Genomic DNA, 14597 nt, shown 5'->3' on the forward strand with positions numbered 1-14597 from the left:
GCGTTAACGCCGTTAACGCCCACGCGCCGTCCCATTGCGCGAAGGGACCCCGATGATGCTTGTCCGACGGTCCATCGGGGTGGGTCTTGTCCGGGCAGGCCGAGTGCACTGACCCCTGGCGTCGCGAGCGGCGAGTCGGCGGCGCAACTCGCGGCGGCCGGGTCAGAAGGTGGCGGTCTCCCGGTAGTGGTCGAGGTACTCGGCGTTGGCGATGGGGACGCCGGCCAGGAACTCGTCCGGCAGGTCGAAGGCGTCCACGAGCGTCATCATGTGCGGGGCGAGCTCCGCGATGACGGTGTCGATCGTCTTGTGCAGCCCGAGTACGTGCTCCGCGGTCAGCCGCTGCTCGGCGAGCAGATCGCCGGTGTGTTCCCGCAGTTGTTCCAGCAGGAACAGCCAGCACAGGTTCTTGAGCAGTTTTCGGGTCGCGGGGTCGCTCGCCTGTCCGGCCGTGGCCAGGAAGGCGTCGGCCGCCAGCCGGCGGGCGTGGGCGGAGACCATCTCCAGGGCGGGGCCGGAGGATTCGTTCCAGCGGCCGACCGGGTCTCCCGAGGGGCCCTGGCGCAGCGCGGTCCGGGCGCGCGTCTGCCAGGTCTGCTCGACGGAGACGATGAGGTCGCGCAGGAAGTGCAGGTCCGTCAGCTCGCGTTCGGCGGCGGGCCGGCTGTCCGAACCGCTCGTGTCCATCTGGTGCCCGAAGACCATCTCGGCGGCGGCCTTGACCCAGATGACGAGGTTGTCGCCCTCCGCGGTGATCCCGCCCTCGATGTTCCCGGGCAGGTCCGAGATCCTGTTCACGGGGAACAGGCCCTGTGCGCCGCACCGTTCCCGGGACTCGGTCGTGATCTCCCGGGCCTGCCAGGTGATCCAGCCCTTGGCCACCGCCACCATCCGCTCCACTTCCTCCCGCTCCGTTTCGTCGTGCGTGACGAAGCGGTCCATCACCGACCGGTGCAGGAAGGTCATGGCGTAGGCGTTCGCGAGGGAGCGCAACAGCCGGCCGTGGTGGCTGCGGTGGCTGGTCAGCGGGATGCGCTGGCCGGACTTCGGGCCGCCGATGTGCCGGTGGTACGAGTAGCGGACCGCGATGGTGAGGGCGGCCCGTGCCATGCCCAGGGTGCCGGCGCTCATGCAGAGCTTGCCCATGGTGACGCGGCCGACGGAGCGCAGGAAGCGCTTGCGCCGGTTGCCGAGGTCACTGGTCAGCGTGCCGTCCTCGTCCAGCCGGCCGTGGCCGGCCTGCAGCATGGCATCGCGCGGCAGCCATACGTGGTCGAAGGCGGTGAGGCAGTGGTCGACCGGGGTGCCTGTACGCTGCGGCAGCGGGCGGACCTTGACCCCGGGCAGGTGCCCGTTCTCGTCGCTCAGCGGGGTCAGGAACAGGAAGATGCCCTGGTCCTGACCGTCGACCATGAGCCGGGCGGCCACCACCGCGCTCTTCGGGCCGCCGATGAGGCTCGTGTTGGGCATGAACTTCTGGGCTCCCGGAGTGGGAGTGTTGAGGACGAACCCGCCGGTTGACCGGTCTAAGACGGCGGTGGTCTGCAAGGAGGCCACGTCGTTGCCGTGTTCCAGCTCGGTGCACAGGAAGGTGCCGATGCGCTGCATCGAGGTGAAGGCGGACATGTTGCGCCGGTAGCCGTCGTGGTCAAGGAGGCTGCCGACGAAGAGGTTGTAGTGGATGCTCGCCAGTGTGCACAGGCCGCCGTCCACGAACCCGGCCCACTCGTGGAGTCCGGCCAGCCGGCGGGCGTCGTACGACAGCGCGGCGGGGTTGTCGACGGAGCTGTTGACCAGGCGCAGGCGGTCGTAGGAGAGCGCCGTGCGCTCGCCCGGAGTCAGGCCTGGTCGATACGCGAAGAAGTTACTGCCGAGGAGTCTTCGCCACTCCTCGTGGACACGGTCGCGGTCCTCCCGGTCGAAGAGCAGGAAGGTCAGCTCTCCGGTGGTCGACCCGGCGGGCGTGGTGGCGGTCTTGGTCTCAGGCTTCTCGGCGCCTGGCTGAACAGGCAGAACGCCGAGTTGAACAGTGCGGTTTTCGGCCCCCCCGGCCTGGCTGCTTCTGAAAGGTTCCGCGTGCTCGAGCGTCAGTGCGGACATCGGACCATCCCCTTAGGAACCGAAGTACAGGTTGCACAGGGGTCCAAAGATACGAACTAACCGGTTTTGTTTTCAAGAGGGACCTGCTTGAAAAACCGGTGACCTGGTTTTATTCTCGAAATGTGGACGCTACAGTCGAGTAGGTAGAGCTGTCTGCTGGCTGATCAGCGTGCATATCGGACAGTGACGTGGCGAACGCGCCATGTGAGTGCAGGGGGAGTACGAACCTAGCGGTTTGTTCTTGGCCCGAGTGGCATCGGAGGGTGTATGGCGCGGCAAGAGCGAGCCATTCGTACACGGCAGAAGATCCTGGTCGCAGCGGCGGAGCTGTTCGACGAGGTCGGTTACGAGGCCGCGACGATCTCCGAAGTGCTCAAGAGATCCGGGGTGACCAAGGGAGCCCTGTACTTCCACTTCACCTCGAAGGAAGAGCTGGCCCAGGCGGTGCTGGCCGGGCAGGTGGGAGCCCTGCCGCCGGTACCGAAGCCGGAGTTGTTCCTCCAGCAGAGCCTGGACGAGGCGCTCGTCCTGGCCTACCTGCTGCGCAAGGGGGACCCGATGGTGCGGGGGAGCGTGCGGCTCACCCTGGACCAGGGATCCCCGCTCGACGGACTCGACCGGCAGATCCCCATGCAGGGGTGGAACGACCACAACACGGCGGTGCTCGCCCGGGCCAAGGAATGCGGGGAGCTCCTTCCGCACATCGACATCGAGGCCACCGCCAAGATGTTCACCGGTAGCTTCACCGGCGTCCAGGTGCTCTCGAAGATCATGACCGGGCACGCGGACATGGTGGACCGGGTGACGGATCTGATGCGGACGCTGCTGACCGCGATCGCCATGCCCGGGGTGCTGGTGCGCCTCGACTTCGCCCCCGACCGGGCGGAGCGGGTGTACGAGGCGGCCATCAAGCTGCGCGACGCCAAGGCCGAGGCGGAGGCGGCGGCCGACGCGGCGTGAGCGCGGCGTGAGCGCGGTTTGAGCGCGACGAAGAAGTGACATCGGCGGTCCGGAAACGGGCCGCCGATGTGGGGGGAGGGGGCAGGTTGTTCTCCTCGGTGTACGTGGGTGTGGTGGGGCACGGAAACCCAAGGACCGACCGAACGGAGTGCACAGATGGAGATGGCTGCTTGCCCGTACGCACTGGACGTGCTGGGGCGGGACATCGCGGCTGAGGGCGCGATGCTGCGGGAGCAGGGACCGGCGGTCGAGGTGGAGATCCCGGGCGGGGTCCGCGCGTGGGCCGTGGTGGGCCAGAAGTACGTCGAGCAACTCCTGCTCGATCCGAGGGTGTCCAAGGACGCCCGGCGGCACTGGCCGGCCTTCATCGACGGGCGGATCACGCACGAGTGGCCCCTCTATCCCTGGGTGGCCAACGAGAACATGCTGTTCGCCTACGGGCGGGAGCACACGCGCCTGCGCCAGCTCGTCGCGGGGGCCTTCACCGCGCGGCGGGCCGCGGCCCTGCGGCCCCGGGTCGAGGAGGTGACCGCCGAACTGCTCGACGGTCTGGCCTCGATACCGGCCAGGCAGCCGGTCGATCTGCGCTCCGCGTTCGCGGAACTGCTGCCCATGCGGGTGATATGCGAGCTGTTCGGAGTCGAGCGGGGCGCCGAGCGCGACGCGCTGTGCACCGCGCTGCGCACCGTGTTCAGCACGACGGTGCCGGCCCAGGAGATGGAGGCCGCGCGCATGACGGCCTTCGGGTTACTGGCCGGGCACGTTGCCGCCAAGCGGGCCGAGCCCGGGGACGATCTGACGACCTCGCTGATCGAGGCCCGGGACAACGGCGAGGGGCTCACCGAGCCCGAACTGCTCGGCTCCCTGTTCCTGTTGATCGCGGCGGGTCAGGACACCACGGCCACGCTGATCACCAATGCCCTGGGCGCGCTGCTGTCCAGTCCGGAGCAGCTGGCGCACGTGCGGGAGGGCCGGGCCGGCTGGGACGACGCGGTTGCCGAGACCCTGCGGCTCCACAGCCCCGCGGGCTACTCGCCCATGCGTTTCGCGGTGGAGGACATCGACCTGGACGGGGTCAAGATCGCGCAGGGCGACCCCATCCTCGTCTCCTTCGCGGCCGGTGGCCGCGACCCGGAGCGGCACGGGGCGGACGCCGCCGAGTTCGACGTGCTCCGCGCCGGGCGCGACACCCTGGGCTTCGGGCACGGTGTGCACCGCTGCCTGGGCGCCCCGCTGGCCGTGCTGGAGGCCACCACCGCCCTCGCGGCGCTCTTCGAGCGCTACCCGGACATGGCGCTCGACTGCCCGGTGGACGCACTCGAACCGCTGCCCACGTTCCTGCTCAACGGCTACAGATCGCTTCCCGCGGTGCTGCGGCAGGCCTGAGGGAGCCGGACACGGCGCACTGGACGGGCAGGCCGGAAGGGCCCCGCGGAGGATCAGCCGCGGGGCCCTTCCGCTGCTTCCGGACCGCAGGAGCCCCCCCGATATAGAAACCGCGCTCGCGGTTTGTTACAGTGATTTTGCGAGGGCTTGCGGCACGGGTCGAGCGGGGCCGTCCCTCGCGGACAGCACCCCTGCGAAGCTACGGAGCCCCGCCTTGGCCACACAGGAACGCGCGGTACGCACGCGCAACGCATTGATCGAGTCAGCCGCCGAAATGTTCGGCCGGGAGGGTTTCGAGCTCGTCACGCTCGCTTCCATCAGTGCGCGGGCGGGAGTGAGCAGCGGAGCGCTGCACTTCCACTTCCCCAGCAAGGAGGCCCTGGCGCAGGCGGTCGTCGAACTGGCGGGCACGCGGCTGGACGAGATCACCGAGCACCGGGCCGGCAGCCCGCTCCAGATGCTGATCGACGCCATGCACGGCCTCTCCCAGGCCTTCCAGCGCGACATCGTCCTGCGTGCCGGGTTCGACCTGAGCTGCAAGCTCGCCTGCCTGCAGGACACCCGCAACCTGCGGCGTACCTGGCAGCAGTGGGTGGAAGGGACTCTCGAACGGGCCGAGGACGAAGGCACTCTGGCGCGCGGGGTCGAGGCGCGGGACGCGGCGACCGTGGTCGTGGCCGCCGCCGCCGGCTTCGAGGTCCTCAGCGGCAGGGACCCGCAGTGGTTCTCGCACGACACCGTGACCGGGTTCTGGACGCTGCTGCTGCCCGGGCTGGTCGAGGGGGCGGCGCTGGCCGAGCTGGTGCCCTCGGGCGTCGTCGGGGAGTACGTCCAGTCCGCCTGAGGCGCCGGAACGAACCGCGCGGCGGGTACGGTTCCTGGCGCAGGCCGATGCGGCCATCGACGGGAACGGGCAACCGCAGCCCCGGACGGGATCCGGCGACCGCAGGGTCCGGGGGGAGAAGACATGGGTGGTTCCGGGGCGTGGGTGCGGCCGTTCAGGCTCGACGTGGCGCAGCGGGAGCTGGACGATCTGGCCTGGCGGCTGGAGCGTGCCCGGTGGCCCGACGAACTGCCGGGGGCCGGGCGGGCGTACGGGATGCCGCTGGCGGAGGTCCGCGAGCTCGCGCTGTACTGGCGTACGGGCTACGACTGGCGGGCCGCCGAGGCACGGTTGAACGAGTGGCCGCAGTACACCGCGGTCATCGACGGGGCACGCGTGCACTTCGCGCACCTGCGCTCGCCCGAGCCGGACGCGACACCGCTGCTGATGACGCACGGCTGGCCGGGCTCCTTCGTGGAGTTCCAGAAGGTCGCCGGCCCGCTCACCGATCCGCGGGCGCACGGCGGGGATCCGGCCGACGCCTTCCACCTGGTGCTGCCGCACATTCCGGGCTTCGCCCTGTCCGGGCCGACCACCGAGCGGGGCTGGGAGTTCAAGAGGGTCGCGCGGGCCTTCGGGGTCCTGATGGAGCGGCTCGGGTACGAGTCCTACGGGGTCCAGGGCGGCGACTGGGGCGCGGCCGTATCGCGGGAGCTGGGGCGGATCCGGCCGCAGAACGTGCTCGGGGTGCACCTGAACCTGCTGCCGGGCGGCGGAGCGACCGCTGAGCCGGGGGCCGAGGAACTGGCCGAGCTGAGCCCGGCCGAGCGGGAGCGCACGCTCGCCTCCTGGGAGCGGTACCGGGTCTGGGCGCGCGAGCGGCAGGGCTACGCCGACATCCAGGCGACCCGGCCGCAGACGATCGCGTACGGGCTGAACGATTCGCCGACCGGGCTGCTCGCCTGGATCGGCGAGAAGTTCGCGGAGTGGGCGGACCCCCGCTGCCCCGTCGACCGCGACCAGATGCTGACCAACGTGATGCTCTACTGGTTGACCGGAACGGCTGGTTCCGCAGCCCGTATCTACTACGAGCGGGCGCACGCCGACTACCAGGGCTCGGCGCCCGAGGTGTCGAGCACGCCGACCGCGCTCGCCGATTTCCCGCGGGACAACTTCGTGCCGCTGCGGCACATCGCCGCGCGGACGGATCGCATCGTGCGCTGGACCTCGTACGAGAAGGGCGGGCACTTTCCGGCGATGGAGGTGCCGGAGCTGCTGGTGGGTGACATCAGGGCGTTCTTCCGCTCGCTGTGAGGCTGCGAGTCCGTGCGGCTCAGAGTTTGTGCGGCTCCGAATCTGTGCGGCTCCGGGCCTGTGACCTGCGGTCTCCGGGCGTCCGGCATGCGAAATGGTGTGCGGGGCCGGGGCACGGCTGTGATGATCAGCCGATGATCGACGAACAGCGGACCCGGCCCGTACTGGTGGGCGACGAGCGCGCCACCCTGACCAGCATTCTCCAGTGGCAGCGCGACACCCTGATGATGAAGTGCGCGGGGCTGAGCGACGAGCAGCTGCGGCGCCGGGCGGTGGCCCCGTCGGGGCTGAGCCTGCTCGGGCTGGTCCGGCACCTCGCGGAGGTCGAGCGCGGCTGGTTCATCAACGTCGTGGGCGGCGGGGACGTGCGCGGCTACTTCCCGAAGAACGAGGCGGGGGAGTGGACCGAGTTCCACGTCGACGACGCGGACGTGGCCGGGTCGTTCAAGATCTGGGAGGACACCTGCGCGCGCTCGCGGGAGATCGTGGACGCGGCCGAGTCCCTGGACGTGACCGGGTCGTACGACGGCCAGCCCTACTCCCTGCACTACGTCCTGGCCCACATGATCGAGGAGTACGCCCGGCACAACGGGCACGCGGACCTGCTGCGCGAGGCGATCGACGGGATGACCGGGGAGTAGGCGGAGCGGGCGCCGCAGGAGCGGCCGCGGCCTCCGCTACTGGGCGGTGGCGGCCGCGGCGCGGTCCACGGCGTCCAGGGCCACCGTCCACGGGAAGTGCTCCGGGGCGTCCGGGCCGGCCGGGCCGGGGGTGAACCCGTCCTCGCCGAAGAGGACGCGGACGCCGGCGCCGCGCAGCAGGGCCAGGGACTGGTCGAACTGCGGGTGGGCGGCGAGGGCCGCGTTCGTGCAGGGCATGGCGACGGTGGGGGTGCCCTTGCCGATGGCCTCGGCGGCGATGCCGATGACGAACCGGTCGGTCAGGCCGAGGGCCCAGGCGTTGACCGAGTTGAAGGTGGCCGGGGCGACGAGCAGGGCGTCGGCCGTCGGCCACACGTCTGGTTCCCCGGGGAGCTTGTACTGCCAGCGGACGGGGTGGCCGGTGAGCGCGGCGAGTCCGTCGAGGTTGCCGGACAGCCAGTGCGCGGCGGTGGGGGTGAGGCCGAGGCAGACGTCCCAGCCGCGGGACTGGGCATCCTCGATGACATGGGCCACGTCGAAAACGGGCGGGGCGGCGGAGCTGAGCAGATAGAGGGTCTTCGTCGTGGTCATACCGCAATGTGATCATATCGCTTGACCTCGGCTTCACCTGGGACGGTGAGGTGACGCGGCCTCAGGGAAGCGTGGCGAGGAAGCCGGACAACAGGGTGTGCAGGACGGCCGGTTGGTCCAGGTGGACGTCGTGGCCGGAGTTCCGGACCGAGACCGCCGTCATCCTCGTGGACGGGTCGGCCGAGTCGAGCATCCGGATGGATTCCTCGGGCTGCATGAAGCCCTCCTCCCCGATGACGAGGAGCGCCGGGCAGCGGACCTGTTGCCACTGCGGCCACCAGTCGCGGGTGCCGTTCTCGGAGATGGCCCCGACCATCACCGAGCGCTCGAACCGCGGGTGCCAGCCGTCCACCCGCTGCTCCAGGCCGGCCGCCCAGCCCTCGCCGTTCATGCCTTCGCCGGTGAAGAACGCCTGAGCCGCGGCCGTGGAGGGGAAGGGGACCGGCCAGGAGTCCAGCCAGCCGCCGATCTTCTCGGGGGTGTCCGGATCGGCGGCGGCCGCGCCGGCGTCGACCAGCACGAGGCCCCGTACGAGGTCCGGGTGGGCGGCAGCCGTCAGCATCGCGGTGTGGCCGCCGAGCGACTGGCCCACCAGCACCGGGCGGTGCAGGCCGAGCTGATCGCAGACGGCCAGTACGTCCGCCACGTACGCGGCGCGGGAGACGTCCGCGGGGCGTCGCTCGCTCGCGCCGTGACCGCGCTGGTCCACCGCCACCACGCGGTGGTGCGGGGAGAGGTGCGCGGCGGCCGCGTCCCACTCGCCCGCGTGGCCCGCGAGGCCGTGGAGGAGGACGACGGGGGTGGCAGCGGAGCCCTCGGGGTTCCAGTCGCGGCAGGTCAGGCGTACGCCGGCTCGGGTGACGGTGCGTTCGGTCCACATCATCTGGAGATGATCCGACAATTTTCCGGTGTCGCCGATGAGTTTTCGGACCGAGAGCTGTCTGACTCTTGTGAGACGCGGGGAGCCTGGTTCCCGTGCCGCTGCCGAGAGGAAGAAGACCGCCATGACCGAGCCGGTGAAGGGCCCCGCCAGCTACTTCCCTTCCATCGAGAAGAAGTACGGCCGTCCGATCGCGGAGTGGCAGGAGCTCATCCGTTCCTCGCCGCTGACCAAGCACACGGAGCTCGTCGCCTGGCTCAAGAGCGAGCACGGCCTCGGGCACGGGCACGCCAACGCGCTCGTGGCGCACACCCTCGCGAAGTAGTAGCCGGGCGGGGTGGGGGGCGAAACGAGGCCGTAGACGCAGGCGTATGTGATTGAGCTTCTCGGCGATGTTCCGTCCAGCTCCGGCAGCGTTGACTGGAGCCATGACGAAGACAGAGAACACGCAGATGCCCAGCAACGACTCGCCCAGCAACGACCCGCACAGCAACGACCCGCAGAGCGGCAGCCTGACGCTGGTCATCGGCGGCACGGGCAAGACGGGCCGGCGCGTGGCCGAGAAGCTCACCGCCCTGGGCCTGCCGGTCCGCATCGGATCGCGCACCGGTGAGCCGGCCTTCGACTGGAACGAGCCCGCGAGCTGGGGACCGGCCCTGGAGGGCGTGGACCGGGCGTACGTCACCTACTACCCCGACCTCGCCTTCCCCGGTGCCGTCGAGCAGATCGGCGCCTTCGCCCGGGCCGCGGTGGCGGCGGGGACGCGCCGGCTGGTCCTGCTGTCGGGCCGCGGCGAGGAGGCGGCGGAGCTGAGCGAGGAGGCGCTGAAGGCCTCCGGGGCCGACTGGACGGTTGTGCGCGCGGCCTGGTTCAACCAGAACTTCGACGAGAGCTTCTTCCTGGAGCCCGTGCTGGCGGGCGAGATCGCCCTGCCGACGGGAGACGCCGTCGAGCCGTTCGTCGACGCCGAGGACATCGCCGACGTGGTCGTGGCCGCGCTGACCGACGACCGGCACATCGGCCGCACGTACGAGCTCTCCGGACCGCGGCTGCTCAGCTTCTCCGACGTCGCCGCCGAGCTGTCGAAGGCCACGGGGCGCGAGATCTCGTACGTCCCGATCACGAACGAGGCCTACCGGGCGGTGCTGCGCGAGAACGGACTGCCGGAGGAGTTCACGGACCTGTTCACGCTGATCCTGGACGGGCGCAACGCGCACCTGGTGCACGGGGTCGAGGAGGTACTGGGCCGCAAGCCCCGGGACTTCTCCGACTTCGCGCGGGAGGCGGCGGCCCGTGGTGTCTGGGACGCGTAGCAGCGCCCGCGCGCGAGCCCGATCCCCGGAGGGGTGGGAGGGGTGGAGGGAGCGGGAGGTACTTGGGGAGAATGGGCCGATGGACACGCTGACGGCTCTCCTCGAAGGACCCAAGGCCAGGTCGGCCCACTTCATCAAGTCCGTGTTCACCCCGCCCTGGGCGGTGCGGATCGAGGACCGGGCCCCGCTGTCGGTGATGACGACGGTGAACGGTTCGGCGTGGCTGATCCCGGACGGGGGCGAGCCGGTGCTCATCGAGCCCGGTGAAGTGGCCCTGGTCCGGGGGCCGGATCCGTACACCGTCGCCGACGCCCGGGACACGCCCTGGCAGATCAGGGTGGGACCGGACCAGCGGTGCAGCCGGGTGGACGGCGGCGAGGACGTCTCCGACTCCATGGCGCTCGGCGTGCGGACGTGGGGCGAGGCGGCCGGTTCGGTGGCGCTGCTGAGCGGCACCTACCAGGACCCGGGCGAGATCGGCAGTCGGCTGCTCGAGGCGCTTCCGCCGGTGCTCGTGGGGCCGGTGGACCCCGGGCTGGTCGCCCTGCTCGGCGGGGAGATCTCCCGCAGCGAGCCTGCCCAGGACGTGGTCCTGGGCAGGCTGCTGGACCTGCTGCTGATCGGCGTCGTACGCGACTGGCTCGCGGAGCGCGGCGGCGCCGAGAACGATCCCGTCACGGGTCCGGCGCTGCGGCTGCTCCACGAGAACCCCGCGCACGGCTGGACGGTGGAGTCGCTGGCCCACAAGGTCGGCGTCTCCCGGGCCGCCTTGGCCCGCCGGTTCACCGAACTGGTCGGCGAGCCCCCGATGTCGTACCTGACGGGCTGGCGCCTGGCGCTGGCGGCGGACCTCCTGCGCGACCCGTCGACGACGCTCGCCTCGGCCGCTCACCAGGTCGGCTACAGCTCGGCTTTCGCCCTGTCGACGGCCTTCAAGCGGGTACGGGGGATCAGCCCGCGGGAGTTCAGGGCGGGGATGGCCTAGGTGGCGGGGGCGGGGCGGTGGGAACCGGCAGCGGGAGCTACGGGGTGGTCAGGTCCAGTACCGCGACCGTCTGGCCGCCGCTCAGTTCGCCCGTCGGACGGAAGCCCAGGCCGAGGTAGAAGGGTTCGGGGGTGCCGGGGCCCAGCTCCCAGGTGACGTAGACCCGGGAGGCGCCGCGGGCTCGGAGTTCGGCGGCGACCGCCCGGACCGCGAAGCGGCCGTATCCCTTGGACTGGTGGGCGGCCGAGATGTTCAGGCGCCACAGGCCGGAACGGAAGTCCTCGGGGTCCTTGGCCGGGTTCCACGCGATGTCGAGGAAGGCCATCACGAAGCCGACGATCTCGTCGCCGTCGACGATCGCCCGCGGCCAGGCCGTCTCCCCGTGCACGTACGCCTCGGCCAGCGATTTCACGACAGGGGCGACCAGGTGCGCCTGGTCGGGGCGGACCGACAGCGCGCAGACCGCGTCGAAGTTGTCCGGGGTGACCGCTTCGAGGCGGAGGGACGGATTCTGGTTGAGGGTGGTCATGCCCGCAGCCTACGTGTGCGCTACATGCTGATTTTCGGGCCGGTGCGTTCCCGAGATCCACTGGCCGGAAGTTGTCGGCGGTGGCACGATCAACAGCCGTCGGGGGGCGTCGGTTTCCCCGCGTTTCATCACATCGTCACCATTTCGGGTCCGGCTTCGGACCCGGATTCTCTTCAGACGGGGGCACAGCAGATGGGATCCACCGGCACCAGACTCTCCACCGTCCTGCTCGTACTGTCGACGGTCCTGGTCGGCCTGATGGCGGGGCTGTTCTTCGCCTTCGACGTCTCGGTGATGCCGGGACTGGCGAAGACCGACGACCGTACGTACGTCACGGCGATGCAGAGCTTCAACGCCGTCATCGACGGCAACCCCGTCTTCGGGACGGTCTTCGTCGTCGCGCTGTTCGCCGCCTTCGCGGCGGCGTTCGTCGAGGTGAAGGCAGGGCGCCGGGAGATCGCGCTGTGGGCCGCGCTGGGCGCGGCGGCGTACCTGGTCGCTCTCGTCGTCACCTTCGCCGTCAACATCCCGCTCAACAACGAGCTCGCCGACCTGGGTGACGCCGCGAAGGCGACCGACTTCTCGATCGTCGAGAAGTTCAAGGGGACCTGGGAGACGACCAACATCGTGCGCACGCTGCTCTGCACGGCGGCGCTGACCGCGCTGGCGCGGGCGCTCGTGCTCTACGGGCGCCGGGGCGCGCGTTCGTAGACGGGACGGCTAGGGCCGGGGCGCGGGTTCGCAGACGGGACGGCTACGCGGCGGACGCGAGGAGGGCCCAGGACTGGCAGCCCAGGGCGATCGTGCACAGCGCGGTGCGCCAGCGGTTGGCGGGTACCCACTTCGTCTCGAACGCCCGGCGCACGGTGGCCGGATCGGCGATCCGCTCGGCGGGACCGGCCGCCTCCAGGGCGTTGTTGAGCGGGATGTTCACCCGGCCGGTGACCCCGAGGGCGAGTACGTAGGCGAACAGGGCCCCGGCCAGCGCGGGCAGTGCGGCGCGCTCGCCGGCGGGCAGGTGCAGGCCCAGCGTCAGGGCGGTGAAGAGGAGCGCTCCGAGGAACGCCAGCATGAACCAGCCATTGATGATCGACGTGTTCACCCGCTGCATCACGGAGATGAGGGTTCGGTCGTCGGAGCGCTTGAGGGCCGGCATCACCGAGACGTCGAAGGCGAAGAAGAGACCTGCCATCAAGCCCGTGGTGAGCGTCGCGGCGACCAGGGCGGCGAGCCGTGCGGTGTCCATGGTCATTGTTTATGCCCTTCTTCGTGGTCATGTCCACGGTCGTGGTCCTTTTCCCGGGTCGTTCTCCGGGGCGTGTCCGGGGACGGATGGGATCCGCTTCTGGACTTCGCGGGACTTCGCGGGACTGCGCGGGACGACGGCGTCGCGAGGGCTTGGTGACGGCGTGGTGACCGGGTGGCGGCGGTCGTCTCGTGGGGCGTGCGAGGGCCCCTCGAGCAGGCCGGAAAGGCTCCTGGGCAGACTCGGCGGGCGAGGTACCCTCCGGCAGGGGCCGTGTCCGGACGGTGATTTCCGCCATGCGGAAGTCCGCTCCGGAGCGCCGAGCCGCATCTCGTCGCCGGTCCCGGCATCGAAACCAGGAGGAGCAGACCGTGAAGGACGCTAAGGACCCGCAGGGCCGGCTGGACGCGCTGCGTGCCGACATCGAGCGCCGGAACCCCGCCCAGCCCGAGTTCCATCAGGCGGTACGGGAGGTGCTGGACACCCTGGCTCCCGTGTTCGCGGCACGTCCCGAGTACGCCGAGCCGGGTGCGGCCCTGCTGGAGCGGCTCACCGAGCCGGAGCGGCAGATCATCTTCCGGGTGCCGTGGCAGGACGACCGCGGCCGCGTCCACGTCAACCGTGGCTACCGCGTCGAGTTCAACAGCGCGCTCGGCCCGTACAAGGGCGGCCTGCGCTTCCACCCGTCCGTGGACATCGGCGTGGTCAAGTTCCTCGGCTTCGAGCAGATCTTCAAGAACGCGCTGACCGGGCTCGGCATCGGCGGCGGCAAGGGCGGCAGCGACTTCGACCCGCGCGGGCGGTCGGACGCCGAGGTCATGCGCTTCTGCCAGTCCTTCATGACCGAGCTGCACCGGCACATCGGGGAGCACACGGACGTTCCGGCGGGTGACATCGGCGTCGGCGGCCGCGAGATAGGCTACCTGTTCGGCCAGTACCGGCGCATCACCAACCGCTGGGAGGCCGGCGTCCTGACCGGCAAGGGTCAGGGCTGGGGCGGCTCGCTCATCCGCCCGCAGGCCACCGGCTACGGCAGCGTGCTGTTCGCCGCCGAGATGCTGGCGGTCAAGGGGCTGTCCCTGGACGGGCTGACGGCGGTCGTGTCCGGTTCGGGCAACGTCGCGCTCTACACGATCGAGAAGCTCCAGCAGCTCGGCGCGAACCCGCTGACGGCGTCCGACTCCCAGGGCTACGTCGTCGACGAGAAGGGCATCGACCTCGCGCTGCTCAAGCAGATCAAGGAGGTCGAGCGCGGGCGCGTGAGCGAGTACGCGCAGCGGCGCGGTGCCTCGGCGCGGTTCGTGCAGGGCGGCCGGGTGTGGGACGTCGCGGCGGAGGTCGCCTTCCCCTCGGCCACGCAGAACGAGCTGACCGGGGCGGACGCGCGCACGCTGATCTCGAACGGGGTCAAGGCGGTGTCGGAGGGCGCCAACATGCCGACGACGCCGGAGGCGGTGCACCTGCTGCAGGCGGCCGGGGTCGCGTTCGGGCCCGGCAAGGCGGCGAACGCGGGCGGTGTCGCGGTCAGCGCGCTGGAGATGGCGCAGAACGCGGGGCGCGTGGCGTGGAGCGCGGAGCGGGTCGAGGAGGAGCTGGCGGGGATCATGCGGGACATTCACGCCGTGTCCTACGCGACCGCGGAGCGGTACGGCTCCGCCGGGGACTACGTGACCGGGGCGAACATCGCCGGGTTCGAGCGGGTCGCGGACGCGATGCTGGCGCAGGGGCTGATCTGAGGTCGGGCCCCGGGGCCCGGTGGGGTCCCGGGGTCCCCCGGCGGGGTTCCGGAGTTTCCCGGTGGGGCTACGGGGTCGCCCTGTGGGGTGGGT

General features: G+C 70.7%; 15 protein-coding genes. 10 read left to right on the forward strand and 5 right to left on the reverse strand.

Annotated elements, in window-relative coordinates; genetic code table 11:
- Positions 1–162: 162 nt before the first annotated feature.
- Positions 163–2100, reverse strand: a complete 1938-nt coding sequence (locus tag ACWGDE_RS03120) for an acyl-CoA dehydrogenase family protein (RefSeq protein ID WP_453387224.1) — start codon at positions 2098–2100, stop codon at positions 163–165.
- Between the two features lie 267 nt (positions 2101–2367).
- Between ACWGDE_RS03120 and ACWGDE_RS03125 the strand changes: the two genes are divergently transcribed.
- The 5 genes from ACWGDE_RS03125 to ACWGDE_RS03145 all read left to right on the forward strand — a co-directional run bounded on the left by ACWGDE_RS03125 (position 2368) and on the right by ACWGDE_RS03145 (position 7224).
- Entirely contained in the window at positions 2368–3060 is a 693-nt protein-coding gene (locus ACWGDE_RS03125; protein WP_453387225.1) for a ScbR family autoregulator-binding transcription factor, read from the forward strand.
- A 156-nt stretch (positions 3061–3216) separates the two neighbouring features.
- Positions 3217–4446, forward strand: a complete 1230-nt coding sequence (locus ACWGDE_RS03130) for a cytochrome P450 family protein (RefSeq protein WP_453387226.1) — start codon at positions 3217–3219, stop codon at positions 4444–4446.
- A 214-nt stretch (positions 4447–4660) separates the two neighbouring features.
- Complete coding sequence (locus tag ACWGDE_RS03135) at positions 4661–5290, forward strand: ScbR family autoregulator-binding transcription factor (RefSeq protein WP_453387227.1); 630 nt, start codon at positions 4661–4663, stop codon at positions 5288–5290.
- Between the two features lie 123 nt (positions 5291–5413).
- Positions 5414–6583: an epoxide hydrolase family protein gene (locus tag ACWGDE_RS03140; RefSeq protein ID WP_453387228.1), complete on the forward strand. Its 1170-nt coding sequence runs from the start codon at positions 5414–5416 to the stop codon at positions 6581–6583.
- Between the two features lie 134 nt (positions 6584–6717).
- Positions 6718–7224: a DinB family protein gene (locus ACWGDE_RS03145; RefSeq protein ID WP_453387229.1), complete on the forward strand. Its 507-nt coding sequence runs from the start codon at positions 6718–6720 to the stop codon at positions 7222–7224.
- Between the two features lie 36 nt (positions 7225–7260).
- Here the strand turns inward: ACWGDE_RS03145 and ACWGDE_RS03150 are convergent, their stop codons facing one another.
- A complete protein-coding gene (locus ACWGDE_RS03150) occupies positions 7261–7815 on the reverse strand; it encodes a flavoprotein (RefSeq protein WP_453387230.1) in 555 nt (184 codons plus the stop codon).
- 61 nt (positions 7816–7876) lie between these two features.
- A complete protein-coding gene (locus ACWGDE_RS03155; protein ID WP_453387231.1) occupies positions 7877–8698 on the reverse strand; it encodes an alpha/beta fold hydrolase in 822 nt (273 codons plus the stop codon).
- 121 nt (positions 8699–8819) lie between these two features.
- Between ACWGDE_RS03155 and ACWGDE_RS03160 the strand changes: the two genes are divergently transcribed.
- From ACWGDE_RS03160 to ACWGDE_RS03170, 3 genes are all read left to right on the forward strand, one after another.
- Positions 8820–9020: a DUF4287 domain-containing protein gene (locus ACWGDE_RS03160; RefSeq protein WP_453387232.1), complete on the forward strand. Its 201-nt coding sequence runs from the start codon at positions 8820–8822 to the stop codon at positions 9018–9020.
- Positions 9021–9147: 127 nt separating this feature from the next.
- Complete coding sequence (locus ACWGDE_RS03165; RefSeq protein ID WP_453387279.1) at positions 9148–10008, forward strand: NmrA family NAD(P)-binding protein; 861 nt, start codon at positions 9148–9150, stop codon at positions 10006–10008.
- A gap of 79 nt (positions 10009–10087) precedes the next feature.
- On the forward strand, positions 10088–10993 hold the full coding sequence (locus ACWGDE_RS03170; protein ID WP_453387233.1) for an AraC family transcriptional regulator: 906 nt from the start codon (positions 10088–10090) through the stop codon (positions 10991–10993).
- Between the two features lie 37 nt (positions 10994–11030).
- Here ACWGDE_RS03170 and ACWGDE_RS03175 read toward each other — a convergent pair whose 3' ends face one another.
- Positions 11031–11522: a GNAT family N-acetyltransferase gene (locus tag ACWGDE_RS03175; RefSeq protein ID WP_453387234.1), complete on the reverse strand. Its 492-nt coding sequence runs from the start codon at positions 11520–11522 to the stop codon at positions 11031–11033.
- Positions 11523–11714: 192 nt separating this feature from the next.
- Here ACWGDE_RS03175 and ACWGDE_RS03180 point away from each other — a divergent pair, with 192 nt between their 5' ends.
- Positions 11715–12233: an anthrone oxygenase family protein gene (locus tag ACWGDE_RS03180; RefSeq protein ID WP_453387235.1), complete on the forward strand. Its 519-nt coding sequence runs from the start codon at positions 11715–11717 to the stop codon at positions 12231–12233.
- 43 nt (positions 12234–12276) lie between these two features.
- Here ACWGDE_RS03180 and ACWGDE_RS03185 read toward each other — a convergent pair whose 3' ends face one another.
- Positions 12277–12768: an anthrone oxygenase family protein gene (locus ACWGDE_RS03185; RefSeq protein ID WP_453387236.1), complete on the reverse strand. Its 492-nt coding sequence runs from the start codon at positions 12766–12768 to the stop codon at positions 12277–12279.
- Positions 12769–13139: 371 nt separating this feature from the next.
- Here ACWGDE_RS03185 and gdhA point away from each other — a divergent pair, with 371 nt between their 5' ends.
- Entirely contained in the window at positions 13140–14504 is a 1365-nt protein-coding gene (gene gdhA, locus ACWGDE_RS03190) for an NADP-specific glutamate dehydrogenase (RefSeq protein ID WP_453387237.1), read from the forward strand.
- The last annotated feature ends 93 nt before the right edge of the window (positions 14505–14597 follow it).

The sequence above is a fragment of the Streptomyces sp. NPDC054956 genome (assembly GCF_053609185.1).

Excerpts from the sequence above, each read along its gene's own strand:
- ACWGDE_RS03120 (WP_453387224.1), bottom strand. The coding sequence starts at position 2,100 with ATGTCCGCACTGACGCTCGAGCACGCGGAACCTTTCAGAAGCAGCCAG.
- ACWGDE_RS03125 (WP_453387225.1), top strand. The coding sequence starts at position 2,368 with ATGGCGCGGCAAGAGCGAGCCATTCGTACACGGCAGAAGATCCTGGTC.
- ACWGDE_RS03130 (WP_453387226.1), top strand. The coding sequence starts at position 3,217 with ATGGAGATGGCTGCTTGCCCGTACGCACTGGACGTGCTGGGGCGGGAC.
- ACWGDE_RS03140 (WP_453387228.1), top strand. The coding sequence starts at position 5,414 with ATGGGTGGTTCCGGGGCGTGGGTGCGGCCGTTCAGGCTCGACGTGGCG.
- ACWGDE_RS03145 (WP_453387229.1), top strand. The coding sequence starts at position 6,718 with ATGATCGACGAACAGCGGACCCGGCCCGTACTGGTGGGCGACGAGCGC.
- ACWGDE_RS03150 (WP_453387230.1), bottom strand. The coding sequence starts at position 7,815 with ATGACCACGACGAAGACCCTCTATCTGCTCAGCTCCGCCGCCCCGCCC.
- ACWGDE_RS03155 (WP_453387231.1), bottom strand. The coding sequence starts at position 8,698 with ATGATGTGGACCGAACGCACCGTCACCCGAGCCGGCGTACGCCTGACC.
- ACWGDE_RS03160 (WP_453387232.1), top strand. The coding sequence starts at position 8,820 with ATGACCGAGCCGGTGAAGGGCCCCGCCAGCTACTTCCCTTCCATCGAG.
- ACWGDE_RS03165 (WP_453387279.1), top strand. The coding sequence starts at position 9,148 with ATGCCCAGCAACGACTCGCCCAGCAACGACCCGCACAGCAACGACCCG.
- ACWGDE_RS03170 (WP_453387233.1), top strand. The coding sequence starts at position 10,088 with ATGGACACGCTGACGGCTCTCCTCGAAGGACCCAAGGCCAGGTCGGCC.
- ACWGDE_RS03175 (WP_453387234.1), bottom strand. The coding sequence starts at position 11,522 with ATGACCACCCTCAACCAGAATCCGTCCCTCCGCCTCGAAGCGGTCACC.
- ACWGDE_RS03180 (WP_453387235.1), top strand. The coding sequence starts at position 11,715 with ATGGGATCCACCGGCACCAGACTCTCCACCGTCCTGCTCGTACTGTCG.
- ACWGDE_RS03185 (WP_453387236.1), bottom strand. The coding sequence starts at position 12,768 with ATGGACACCGCACGGCTCGCCGCCCTGGTCGCCGCGACGCTCACCACG.